Source organism: Terrabacter sp. 05T424, assembly GCF_056396225.1.
In genome coordinates this window covers 211,673-223,935 of record NZ_JBFTLB010000003.1, presented here as the reverse complement: position 1 = coordinate 223,935, position 12,263 = coordinate 211,673, and the positions used below count along the sequence as shown (strand labels likewise).

The window sequence follows — 12,263 nt, the reverse complement described above, 5'->3', positions numbered from 1 at the left end:
GAGCACTCGACTGGGTCGGGCCGTCGCTGCTCGGGGTGGGTCAGTGCAGTCGTGGCTCGAGGTCGGCGACGACCTGGTCGGCGGTCAGGCCGAGCTCCTCGAGGATCTGCCCGCGTGACGCGTGCTCGAGGAACTGCTTCGGGACGCCGTAGGCGTGCACCGGCACGTCGACCCCGGCCGCACGAAGCGCGAGGGTGACGGCAGAGCCCACCCCGCCGCTGACGAGGTTGTCCTCGATGACGGTGACCGCCTTGGCTTGACGGGCGAGCTCGACGAGGTTGTCGCTCACGGGCACGACCCAGCGGGGGTCGACGACGCGCACGGCGCGACCGTGGGCCGCGATCTTCTCGCCGGCCTCGATCGCGAGGCCGGCGAAGGCACCGACCCCGACGACGAGCAGGTCGACGTCCGTGCCGGAGTTCTCGAAGAGCACGTCGACGTCGCCGCTCGTGCGCACAGCGGTGAGCGGGTCGGCGACGTCACCCTTGGGAAAGCGGATGACCGTCGGCCCGTCGGAGACGTCGAGGGCCTCGCGGAGCTGTCGCTTGACCTGCTCGCCGTCGCGGGGGGCCGCGAGGCGCAGGCCGGGGACGATCGAGGTGAGCGTCATGTCCCACATGCCGTTGTGCGAGGCGCCGTCGCTGCCCGTGACGCCCGCCCGGTCGAGGATGAAGGTCACCCCGGCCTTGTGGAGCGCGCAGTCCATGAGCAACTGGTCGAAGGCGCGGTTGAGGAACGTCGCGTAGACGGCGACGACCGGGTGCAGGCCCGAGTATGCGAGCCCGGACGCCATGGTGACTGCGTGCTGCTCCGCGATGCCGACGTCGAAGACGCGGTCGGGATGGGCCGCGGCGAAGCCGTCGAGGCCGACGGGGATGAGCATCGCTGCCGTGAGGGCGACGACGTCGGGACGCTCGGCCCCGATCGCCACCATCTCCTCGTTGAACTCGTCGGTCCAGATGCGGCCTGACACCTCGAACGGCAGGCCGGTCTCGGGGTTGAACTTGCCGACGCCGTGGAACTGGTCGGCCTCGTCGTCGATCGCCGGCTGGTAGCCACGGCCCTTCTGGGTGATGACGTGGACGATGACCGGGCCGCCGAAGTCCTTGGCCTTGCGAAGGGCCCGCTCGACGGCCGGCTCGTCGTGGCCGTCGACGGGGCCGATGTACTTCAGGCCGAGGTCCTCGAACATGCCCTGCGGCGCGATGATGTCCTTGATGCCCTTCTTGACCCCGTGGAGGGTCTCGAACATCGCGCCACCGACGACCGGTGTGCGGGCAAGGGAGCGCTTGCCCCAGTCGAGGAACCGCTCGTAGCCACGGGTCGTGCGCAGGGTCGCCAGGTGGTCGGCGAGTCCCCCGATGGTCGGTGCGTAGGAGCGCTCGTTGTCGTTGACGACGATGGTGAGCGGGAGCGTCTTGTCGACGGCGATGTTGTTGATCGCCTCCCAGGCCATGCCACCGGTGAGGGCGCCGTCGCCGATGAGTGCGACCGTGTGTCGGTCGGTCTCGCCACGGAGCCGGCGCCCCTTGGCGATGCCGTCGGCCCACGACAGCGCGGTGGACGCGTGGGAGTTCTCCACGACGTCGTGCTCGGACTCAGCCCGGCTCGGGTAGCCGGAGAGGCCCCCCTGCTTCTTCAGCTTGCTGAAGTCGTGGCGCCCCGTGAGCAGCTTGTGCACGTACGACTGGTGCCCGGTGTCGAAGATGAACGTGTCGCGCGGCGAGTCGAAGACCCGGTGCATGGCGATCGTCAGCTCGACGACACCGAGGTTCGGACCGAGGTGACCGCCGGTCTTGGACACCTCGGTGACGAGGAACGTGCGGATCTCCTCCGCGAGCTCCGGCAGCTGGTCAGCCCGCAGCGCCTTGAGCGCCGCAGGGCTCGTGATGGTCTCCAGCAGGGCCACGCTGCCTCGTCCTCTCGGGTGTTCGGTGAAGTCGATCGAGTCTACGGGTCGACGCGCGGGGTCTCCCGCACGCGCACGCACGCCACTGTCACGACCGTCACACCATCCTCACAACCGCGGGGCGAAGACCTTGCCCTGAAGTGCCTCCTGCAGCAGCTTGACCGACCGCGACGTGGCCATCAGGCGGATGCCTTCGGCCTCGATCTGCCCAAGGATCTCGGTGAGGGCCTCGGCAGGCACGTGCGGCCCGACCGCGACCCGAGCTTCGCGCCAGGCATCGCGCATCGCGACCGCCTGGCCGTCGACGTGCCGGCCGGCCAGCCAGGCGAGCGCGATGGGATGGCGCCGCCACCCGGCATACGCCCGGTAGTCGGGCGGGCACTGGTCGAGCAGCCACAGGACGGCGCGGTCCTCCCACCCGGGCGTGTGGGCCGGTGGGACGCCATGGGGCCACCCGGGCGGGGTGTGTCCGGTCGGCGTGGGCATGCCCCCAAGTGTGCCTCCCCTACTCTTCGGGCATGACGACGGTCAGCTGGATGACGGCTTTCCTCGACCTGCCGCCCGACGCCCACGAGACCGGAACCCGCTTCTGGACGGGTGTCACGGGGTATGCCGTCTCGCCGCCGCGAGGCGCAGACGCCGCGTTCACGACGTTCCTGCCACCTCAGGGCGACCCGTTCCTGAAGGTCCAGCGCACGGGTGCAGGAGGTAGCGCCCCGACGGGCCCCTCGGTCCACCTCGACGTCCACGTGGTCTCGGCGGAGGAGGCGTCGGCTCGCGCCCGGTCCTTCGGAGCCACGGTGACGCACTCCGAGCCGGACGGCTACATCGTGATGCGCTCCCCGGGCGGTTTCACGTTCTGCTTCGTCCACGAGCAGCTCGGAACCCGTCCGGGGCCCGCCCGGTGGTCGCAGCAGCACGAGAGCATCGTCGACCAGGTGTGCCTCGACATCCCGGCGCGCACGTACGAGGCCGAGTGCACGTTCTGGTCGGAGCTGACCCGCTGGCCTCAGCGGAACTCGCTCCGGCGCAGCGAGTTCCGCTACCTCGAGAGGCCGGACGGCATGCCGATCCGCCTGTTGCTCCAGCGCCTCGACGTCGACGTGCCGAGCGTGACCGGCCACCTCGACCTCGCTTGCGACGACCGGCAGGTCGAGGTGGCTCGGCACGAGCAGCTCGGGGCCTCCGTCGTCGCCGACCACGGCGGTGGCTGGACGACGTTGCGCGATCCGGCAGGCTCGCTCTACTGCGTCACCGACCGCACTCCCTGATCGGTCACCAGTTGGCCTCGGGGCGCGGCGCCCTGGGCAGCGGGTGCCGCTCGGGGTGGATGACGTAGACGATGCCGCCGCTGTGCGGCACCCAGACGTTCTCGAACTGCTCGCGGTCGTAGGTGACGCGCACCTCGGCGTTGTCGCGAATGAGGTGCGAGGCAGGGTCGTTGCACACGACGTCACCGTCGGGTGTGAAGCCGACGACGACCATGAGGTGGCCGTTCGTGCCGTAGCCGGCACCGTCGAGCTCGCCCTTCACGAACGACACAGACGTCACCAGCGGTATTCCGGCGGCGATGAACTCCTCGGCCTCGGTCAGCGATCGCAGGCGGGTGACGAAGCCCCGCATGCCCGGCCGCGTGGCCGCGTACGCAGCGTTGAACGGCCAGTTGCCGCCGCCGTCGTAGGTGTAGTCGTAGACGTTGCGGGCCGCGAAGTCGACCTGGGGATCGTGCTCGTCGGGCATCGCGTCCGTGACCCAGGCCGTCTCGTCGCTGCGCGGACCGGCGCCCCAGTACGCGAGCACCATCGACGTCGAGGTGGGCGAGCACCAGGCCTCACCGCCGTTGTCCCACTGCGGGAAGTGACCGATGTGGGTCTCCTGCGAGAACGTCGGGACGTCGAGGACGCGGCCGCAGGCCTGCCCGTTCGCGCTGCGAGGCACGCGCTCGACGTCGGGCAGCGCCGACGCCATGGCGCCGATGGAGCGCATCCGTGGTGCGTGCACGGTGCCCTCGGGACGCATGAGGCGCACGACGAGCTGCCACGCGACGAACGTCACGCCCGTGCGGGTGGCCAGGGTGTCGGTGTAGACCGTCGCGACGGGGTCGCCCTGGCCTTTGAGCGACGTGCGGTGGATGCCGCCGCCGTCTGCCGGGTCCCAGCGGGCCCAGCGCCCGAGGACGTACTCCTTGCTCCAGGTCCCGTCCACGCCGTGACCGCGCACGCAGACCTCGACCCACGAGCGGCCCGGGGTGTCGGCGTTCCACGACGCCACCAGCTCGGTCAGGCCGAAGCCCGGCCGGACGACGGGCGAGGTCCACGTCGCCACGTCGAAGCGCTGACTCACGGCGCCGGGCTCGTGCGGGTCGACGTAGTCGCGGGTGCCGGTGAAGCGGGCGACGCCGAGCTGCTCACCGCTCCACTCGCGATAGGAGACGTGGCGCGCCGGGTCGACGCCGGTCGGCACCGTCCCAGCCGCACCCGCCGGCCGGGCTTCGACGACGCCGAGCAGCGCTGCGCCGGCAGCGGACCCGATGACGGCGCGACGTCCGGGCGCTCCTGCGTGGACGATCCGGGAGCTGGTGGTGGGACGCGACATGGGGACACCTTCCGACGGAGGGACGGCCGGCCCGACCGGCACGCCGAAACGCGGTCAGTCAACACCGCGTGGAGCCGCCACGGGGCCTAGTGCGACTAGTTTTTCGCGCTGAAGCCCCAGATTCCGCAGGAAATTTACGTCCCGTTGACCCTGGGGCCCTTGTCCCCGCCGGTCAGGCCCAGTTGGCCTCGGCTGGTGGCGTCGGCAGCCGCACGCCTCGCGGGTGCACGACGTAGGCGAGCCCGCCGTTGTCGCCGAGCCAGACGCGCTCGAACTGGTCGCGCCGGTAGACCCGCCGCACCTCGTCGTTGCTCGCGATCCGGCCGGAGTTGGGGTCGTTGGACACGACGTCGCCGCCGGGAGTGAAGCCGACGATCGTCAGCAGGTGGCCGTTCGTGTCGTAGCCAGCCCCCTCGAGCTCGTGCTCGTCGAACGCCACGGAGACGACGAGGGGCACTCCAGCGGCGACGAAGGCCTCCGCCTCGGTGAGGTCACGCAGGCGCGTGACGTAGGCCCGCAGTCCGCGGGCGCCCGCGTATGCCGCGTTGAAGGCCCAGTTGCCCGCGCCACCGTAGGCGCGGTCGAAGACGCGCCGCACCCCGTGCACGACCTGGGGGTCCGTCCCGTGGCCGACCCACGCGAACTCCTCGGCGCCGGGCGCGACGCCCCAGTGCTCGAGCAGCATGGTCACCGACGTCGGCGAGCACCACGACTGGCCGCCGCGGTCCCAGTCGGGGAAGGTGTCGAGGTGCAGCCGCTGCGAGTGTGGCGGCACGGGGATCTCGTGGCCTCGCCCGACCCCGGGCTCACTCGTCGGCGCGTCCTCGGCGATGGTCATGCGCTGCGCGGCCCCTGCCACCAGCGACAGCGCCACCTGGTCGGGAGTCGTGGCGCCTCCGAGCGAGGTGAGGCGCAGCTGCCAGCGCTCGAACCCGCGCCCGGGCGCGGAGAGCCACGTGTCGGTGGACACGCGGCCGGCCGCGAGCTCCTGGCCACGCACCGTCGTGCGGGTGATCGGCGACTCCCCCGCCGGGTCGTCCTCGGCCCATCGGGCGAAGGTGAACCATGGGGTCCAGCCACCGGCGTCGCCCACCCGGCCCTCGACGTGGAGCCAGGTGCCCTGCGGGGTGCGGGCGTTCCACGACGGGATGAGCTCCGTTGCCGCAAAAGGCAGTTCGACGACAGGCGACTCCCATGTCCGGGCCGAGTACGTGATCTCCCCGGCGTCGTCGACGTGGGCGTCGGCGTAGGTCAGGTCGGCGGCCGGCCTCCAGTCGAACCCGGATTCCCAGACCGTCAGGACGGCGTGTCGCTCGCTCACCGGACGAGCATGCCACCCGGAACATCTGCCCGCCGACCCGGGTGGTGGGCGATCCACACGGCATACGTCGACGGGCGCTGTGGCGCCGGCACGCCGACGGGCCCGGCCCCCGCGAGTGCGGTGACCGGGCCCGGCGTACGGCAGTGCGTCAGCTCGCGACGAGCGAGCGCAGGACGTACTGGAGGATGCCGCCGTTGCGGTAGTAGTCGGCCTCACCCGGGGTGTCGATGCGCACGACCGCATCGAAGGTGACAGCACCCGACTCCTGGCCTTCCTTGGTGGCGACGACCTTGACGGTCTTCGGCGTCGTGCCCTCGTTGAGGGCGGTGATGCCGGTGATCGAGAAGGTCTCGGTGCCGTCGAGGCCGAGCGAGTCGGCGTTCTGGCCTGCAGGGTACTGCAGCGGGATGACGCCCATGCCGATGAGGTTGGAGCGGTGGATGCGCTCGTAGCTCTCGGCGATGACGGCCTTGACCCCGAGCAGGCTCGTGCCCTTGGCGGCCCAGTCGCGCGAGCTGCCGGAGCCGTACTCCTTGCCCGACAGGATGACGAGCGGCGTGCCGGCCTCTGCGTAGCTCTGCGCGGCGTCGTAGATGGTGGTCTGCTCGCCGTCCTTGGTGAAGTCGCGCGTGAAGCCGCCCTCGACGCCGTCGAGGAGGAGGTTCTTCAGCCGGATGTTGGCGAACGTGCCACGGATCATGACCTCGTGGTTGCCGCGGCGCGAGCCGTAGGAGTTGAAGTCCTTGCGCTCGATGCCGTGCTCGGCGAGGTACTTGCCGGCCGGGCTGTCGTTCTTGATCGCACCGGCCGGGCTGATGTGGTCGGTCGTCACCGAGTCGCCCAGCTTGGCGAGCACGCGGGCGCCCTCGATGTCGGCGACCGGCGTCGTCTCCATCGACATGCCGTCGAAGTACGGGGGCTTGCGCACGTAGGTCGACTCGCCGTCCCACGCGAACGTGTCGCCCTCGGGGGTCGGCAGCGACTGCCACCGCTGGTCGCCGGCGAAGACGTCGGCGTAGTCCTCGGTGAACATGTCCTGGTTGATGCTCGCGGCGATCGTCGACTCGACGTCCTCCGGGGCCGGCCAGATCTCCTTGAGGAAGACGTCGTTGCCGTCGGAGTCCTTGCCGAGCGGCTCGGACTCGAAGTCGAAGTCCATCGTGCCGGCGAGGGCGTACGCGATGACGAGCGGCGGGCTCGCCAGGTAGTTCATCTTGACGTCGGGGTTGATGCGGCCCTCGAAGTTGCGGTTGCCCGACAGCACCGAGGTGACGGCGAGGTCGGCGTCGTTGATCGCCTGCGAGATCTCCTCGTTGAGCGGGCCCGAGTTGCCGATGCACGTCGTGCAGCCGTAGCCCACGAGGTGGAAGCCGAGCTTCTCGAGGTAGGGCCACATGCCGGCCTTGTCGTAGTAGCCCGTGACGACCTTGGAGCCCGGCGCCATCGAGGTCTTGACCCACGGGGCGACCGAGAGGCCCTTCTCGACGGCGTTCTTCGCCAACATCGCGGCGGCCATCATGACCGACGGGTTCGACGTGTTGGTGCAGCTGGTGATCGAGGCGATCGAGACGATGCCGTGGTCGATGTCGAAGGTGCGGCCCTCGGCGTCGGTCACGGAGACCTTCTTCGAGGGGCGGCCGTTGGTGGCCCCGTCGGCGGGCTTGTCGCCGCCGTCGTCGACACCCGGGTCGCTCGCCGGGAACGACTCGGCCTCGCCGGCGTCGCCCTCGTCGTGCGCGACGTAGGTCGGCAGCACCTTGCGGAACGACTCCTTGGCAGCGGACAGCTCGATGCGGTCCTGGGGGCGCTTCGGGCCGGCGATCGAGGGGACGACGGTCGACAGGTCGAGCTCGAGGTACTCGCTGTAGCGGGCCTGGGCCGTGTCGGTGCCGAGCCACATGCCCTGCTCCTTGGCGTACGCCTCGACGAGCGCGACGCTCTCGTCGGAGCGGCCCGTCAGGCGCAGATAGTCGAGCGTGACGTCGTCGATCGGGAAGATCGCGCAGGTGGAGCCGAACTCGGGGCTCATGTTGCCGATGGTCGCGCGGTTCGCGAGCGGCACCTGGGCGACGCCCTCGCCGTAGAACTCGACGAACTTGCCGACGACGCCGTGCTTGCGCAGCATCTCGGTGATCGTGAGGACGACGTCGGTGGCCGTGGCGCCCGAGGGGATCGAACCCTTGAGCTTGAAGCCGACGACGCGCGGGATGAGCATCGAGACGGGCTGGCCGAGCATGGCCGCCTCGGCCTCGATGCCACCGACGCCCCAGCCGAGCACGCCGAGGCCGTTGACCATCGTCGTGTGCGAGTCGGTGCCGACGCAGGTGTCGGGGTAGGCCACGCGCTCGCCGTCGATCTCGCGGACCATGACGGTGCGGGCGAGGTGCTCGATGTTGACCTGGTGGACGATGCCGGTGCCCGGCGGGACGACCTTGAAGTCGTCGAACGCGGTCTGGCCCCAGCGCAGGAACTGGTAGCGCTCACGGTTGCGCTGGTACTCGATCTCGACGTTGCGCTCGAAGGCGTCGGCGCGGCCGAAGACGTCGATGATGACGGAGTGGTCGATGACGAGCTCGGCCGGGGCGAGCGGGTTGATCTTGGCCGGGTCGCCGCCGAGGTCGGCGACGGCCTCACGCATCGTGGCGAGGTCGACGACGCAGGGCACGCCGGTGAAGTCCTGCATGATCACGCGTGCGGGCGTGAACTGGATCTCGGTGTCGGGCTCGGCGTTCTCGTCCCACGAGCCGACCGCGTTGATGTGGTCGGCGGTGATGTTCGCGCCGTCCTCGGTGCGCAGGAGGTTCTCGAGGAGGACCTTGAGGCTGTACGGCAGGGTCTCCTGCCCCTCGACGCCTGCGAGGCGGTAGATCTCGTAGGACTGGCCACCGACCTCGAGGGTCCCCTTGGCCTTGAAGCTGTCAACACTGCCCACGACGGGCTCCTTCCAGCAACTGAAGATGTCACGGTGCTCGATTTATCTTGACGTCAAGATATATCTAACCACACGGGGTGGTCGTTGTCAGTCCACCCCTACCCGCCCATCCTGTCCCGAGCGCGGGACGTTGTCTGCCCGTGGAGCGCCCCGTCCCGTATGCCGGGTGCGGGGGTGGGTGCGGTCCCCTCAGTCGGCGACGGGCTCGAGCACGGCGATGCACTCGACGTGATGGGTCATCGGGAACGCGTCCCACGCCTCCAGCGACACGAGGCCGTAGCCGTGCTCGCCGGCCGTCTTGACGTCGCGGGCCAGCGCGGACGGGTCGCACGCGACGTAGACGACGCGGCGTGGAGAGAGCAGGGCGAGCTGGGCCATGACGTCCTTGCCGGCGCCCGTGCGGGGCGGGTCCAGGACGGCGAGGTCGGCCGAGATGCCCTGTGAGACCAGCGACCTCAGCTCGCGGTCGACCCGGTTGGCGCGCCACTCGACGTTCTCGAGGTGCTCGGTGTTGCCGATGCCGTTCTCGACCGCACGTGCGTCGCCCTCGACACCCAGCACGAAGCCGTCCGGAGCCACCACCTCGCCCAGGCGCATGGTGAACAGCCCCGCGCCGGCATACAGGTCGAGCACGCGGTCGCCCGGCTCGGCACCGAGGAGCGCCACGACCCGCGAGAGGAAGGTGGAGGCGGCCCCGGGGTGCACCTGCCAGAAGCCGCGCGCGTCCACGACGTACTCGCCCTCCCAGTCGCCGTCACGGGCCCGCTCACCGACCAGGCCGCCCGTGCTCTCGCGGTCGGGCTTGCCCTTGGTGGCGGGCGAAGGGACCGACGAACGGACCGACGCGGGGACCGGCACGAGGACAGGCTCGTCGGGGTGGGCCGCGTCGACGACGTCGACCGACTCGACGTCGGGCCACTCGGTGTCGAGCACTCCCGAGTCGATGACGCCGCGCGTGGCGATGAGGCAGTCGTCGACAGGGACGATGTCGCGCGACCGGTGACCGCGCAGCCCGGCGCGGCCGGACGCGTCGACCGCGAACTCGACCCGGGTGCGCCAGCGCAGCCCCTCGTCGTCGCCGGGGACCGGGCGGACCTCGACGGCCACGTCGGTCTTCGCGATGCGCGCGAACTGCTCGCGGACCACATCGGCCTTGAGCGCCCTCTGGGTCTCGAGGGTGGCGTGCTGGAAGTCGCAGCCGCCGCACAGGCCGGGGGCGGCATACGGGCACGGGGGCGTGACCCGTCCGGGGGGAGCCTCGAGCACCTCGACGGCGTCGGCACGCACGAAGCTGTCGCCGACCCGTCCCTCGGTGACCCGGGCGACGACGCGCTCGCCGGGGAGGGTGTGCCGAACGAAGACGACCTGCCCCTCATGGCGCGCGACGCAGTGGCCGCCGTGGGCGACGGGCCCGACGTCGACGGTCCACTGCTGCCCGACGAGCGACTCTCCGCCCGCGGCGCGCTCGCGGTTTTGGCGAGCGCTCACAGCGCTCCGCCACGCACCGAGCCGCTGATGGGCGGCTCGTCGATCCAGTCACGCTCGGCGCCCTCGGACGACTGCAACTGCCACGGGACGCTCACGACCATGACCCCAGGAGTGAAGAGCAGGCGCGCCTTGAGCCGCAACGCGCTCTGGTTGTGGAGCACCTGCTCCCACCACTTCCCGAGGACGTACTCGGGCAGGTAGACGGTCACGATGTCGCGGGGGTTGCCGCTGCGGATCGACCGGACGTAGTCGAGGATCGGCTTGGTGATCTGGCGGTAGGGCGAGGCCAGCACCTTGAGCGGGACGGGGATGTCACGCTTGTCCCACTCGCCGAGCAGCGCCTGGGTCTCGTCGGGGTCGACGTCGACCGTGACCGCCTCGAGGATCGAGGGCCGGCTGGCCCGGGCATAGGCCAAAGCCCGCATCGTCGGCTTGTGGATCTTCGAGATGCACACGATCGCGTGCACGTGGCTGGGCAGCATCGGCCGGTCGACGTCCCAGTCGATCGCGAGCTCGTCGCGCACCCGGTTGTAGTGCTTGCGGATGCCGAGCATGAGGGCGAAGAGCAGCACCATGGCGAGGATGGCGTACTTGGCGCCGGCCTGGAACTTCGTCGCGAGCACGACGGCGAGGACGGTCGCCGACATGGCCGCACCGATCGCGTTGATGACCCGCGAGCGCTGCATCCGGCTGCGCTCCTTGGCGTTCCGCTCGAGCCGCAGGTGCCGGGTCCAGTGCCGCACCATGCCGACCTGGCTCGTCGTGAACGACACGAAGACGCCCACGATGTAGAGCTGGATGAGCGCGGTGACCTCGGCCTTGAAGACGATGACGAGCAGGATCGCCGCGCCGGCCAGCATCAGGATGCCGTTGGAGAACGCGAGCCGGTCGCCGCGGGTGTGCATCTGCCGTGGCAGGTAGCCGTCGCGGGCGAGGATCGAGCCGAGCACCGGGAACCCGTTGAAGGCCGTGTTGGCGGCGAGTACGAGGATCAGGCCCGTGACGATCGAGACGAAGATGACGCCGACGTGGAAGTTGGCGAAGACCGCCTCGGCCAGCTGCCCGATCGCGGTGTGCTGCACGTAGCCGTCGCCGACCGGCTGGCCGTTGCGCAGCAGCTGGTTCGCGGGGTCCTCGGCGATCTTGACGCCGGTCCACTGGCCGAGCGCGATGATCGAGCTCAGCATCACGATGGAGAGCGTGCCCATCAGCAGGAGGGTGCTCGCMGCGTTGTCGCTCTTGGGCTTGCGGAAGGCCGGCACCCCGTTGCTGATCGCCTCGACACCCGTGAGGGCCGCGCAACCCGAGGAGAAGGCCCGCAGCAGCAGGAAGGCGGCCGCGATCCCCGTCATCTCGTCGCCGTGCTGCGACACGAGGGTCAGGGACGAGCTCTCCGCCGGGGTGAGGGTGCCGGTGAAGTGCTGGATGAACCCGTAGAGGCCCATGCCGATGATGGCCACCATGAAGGCGTAGACGGGCACCGCGAAGGCCTTGCCCGACTCGCGCACGCCGCGCAGGTTCATCGCCGTGAGGAAGAGGATCAGCGCGACCGCGACCAGCACCTCCCGCCCGCGCACGAAGCCGAGCACCGTGGCGGCGTTCTGGACACCCGACGAGATCGAGACGGCGACGGTGAGCACGTAGTCGACGAGCAGCGCGCTGGCCACGGTGAGGCCGGCCTTCGGCCCGAGGTTCACGGTCGCGACCTCGTAGTCGCCACCGCCGGAGGGGTAGGCGTGGACGTTCTGGCGGTACGAGGCGACGACGACGACCATGACGAGCACGACGGCGACGGTCACCTGCCAGCTGTGCGTGACCGCGAAGGCGCCGCCGGCGAGGCCGAGCATGAGCAGGATCTCGTCGGGCGCGTAGGCCACCGACGACAGCGCGTCGCTCGCGAAGATGGGCAGCGCCAGGCGCTTGGGCAACAGCGTCTCGCCCAGCTTGTCGCTGCGCATCGCGCGACCGAGGAGAAGGCGCTTGAACAGCGAACCGGTACCGGGCACGACGCAACTGTA

General features: G+C 70.4%; 8 protein-coding genes. 1 reads left to right on the top strand and 7 read right to left on the bottom strand.

Annotated elements, in window-relative coordinates; all coding sequences use genetic code 11:
* Positions 1-40: 40 nt before the first annotated feature.
* Positions 41-1,909: a 1-deoxy-D-xylulose-5-phosphate synthase gene (gene dxs / locus AC1DE0_RS10200; protein ID WP_478099968.1), complete on the bottom strand. Its 1,869-nt coding sequence runs from the start codon at positions 1,907-1,909 to the stop codon at positions 41-43.
* A 108-nt stretch (positions 1,910-2,017) separates the two neighbouring features.
* Positions 2,018-2,395, bottom strand: a complete 378-nt coding sequence (locus tag AC1DE0_RS10195) for a hypothetical protein (protein WP_478099966.1) — start codon at positions 2,393-2,395, stop codon at positions 2,018-2,020.
* Positions 2,396-2,427: 32 nt separating this feature from the next.
* Between AC1DE0_RS10195 and AC1DE0_RS10190 the strand changes: the two genes are divergently transcribed.
* A complete protein-coding gene (locus tag AC1DE0_RS10190) occupies positions 2,428-3,180 on the top strand; it encodes a VOC family protein (RefSeq protein ID WP_478099964.1) in 753 nt (250 codons plus the stop codon).
* A 4-nt stretch (positions 3,181-3,184) separates the two neighbouring features.
* Here the strand turns inward: AC1DE0_RS10190 and AC1DE0_RS10185 are convergent, their stop codons facing one another.
* From AC1DE0_RS10185 to AC1DE0_RS10165, 5 genes are all read right to left on the bottom strand, one after another.
* Entirely contained in the window at positions 3,185-4,504 is a 1,320-nt protein-coding gene (locus tag AC1DE0_RS10185) for a peptidase C39 family protein (protein ID WP_478099962.1), read from the bottom strand.
* Between the two features lie 172 nt (positions 4,505-4,676).
* On the bottom strand, positions 4,677-5,825 hold the full coding sequence (locus tag AC1DE0_RS10180) for a peptidase C39 family protein (RefSeq protein WP_478099960.1): 1,149 nt from the start codon (positions 5,823-5,825) through the stop codon (positions 4,677-4,679).
* 148 nt (positions 5,826-5,973) lie between these two features.
* Positions 5,974-8,757: an aconitate hydratase AcnA gene (gene acnA / locus AC1DE0_RS10175; protein WP_478099958.1), complete on the bottom strand. Its 2,784-nt coding sequence runs from the start codon at positions 8,755-8,757 to the stop codon at positions 5,974-5,976.
* A 189-nt stretch (positions 8,758-8,946) separates the two neighbouring features.
* The gene (locus tag AC1DE0_RS10170) at positions 8,947-10,245 is read right to left on the bottom strand and encodes a class I SAM-dependent RNA methyltransferase (RefSeq protein WP_478099956.1); all 1,299 of its coding nucleotides are present in this window, start codon (positions 10,243-10,245) and stop codon (positions 8,947-8,949) included.
* Entirely contained in the window at positions 10,242-12,203 is a 1,962-nt protein-coding gene (locus tag AC1DE0_RS10165; RefSeq protein WP_478100129.1) for an APC family permease, read from the bottom strand. The genes AC1DE0_RS10170 and AC1DE0_RS10165 overlap by 4 nt, the downstream gene beginning before the upstream one ends.
* Positions 12,204-12,263: the final 60 nt, after the last annotated feature.

Coding starts and splice junctions, on each gene's coding strand:
- AC1DE0_RS10195 (WP_478099966.1), bottom strand. CDS start 2,395: ATGCCCACGCCGACCGGACACACCCCGCCCGGGTGGCCCCATGGCGTC.
- AC1DE0_RS10190 (WP_478099964.1), top strand. CDS start 2,428: ATGACGACGGTCAGCTGGATGACGGCTTTCCTCGACCTGCCGCCCGAC.
- AC1DE0_RS10185 (WP_478099962.1), bottom strand. CDS start 4,504: ATGTCGCGTCCCACCACCAGCTCCCGGATCGTCCACGCAGGAGCGCCC.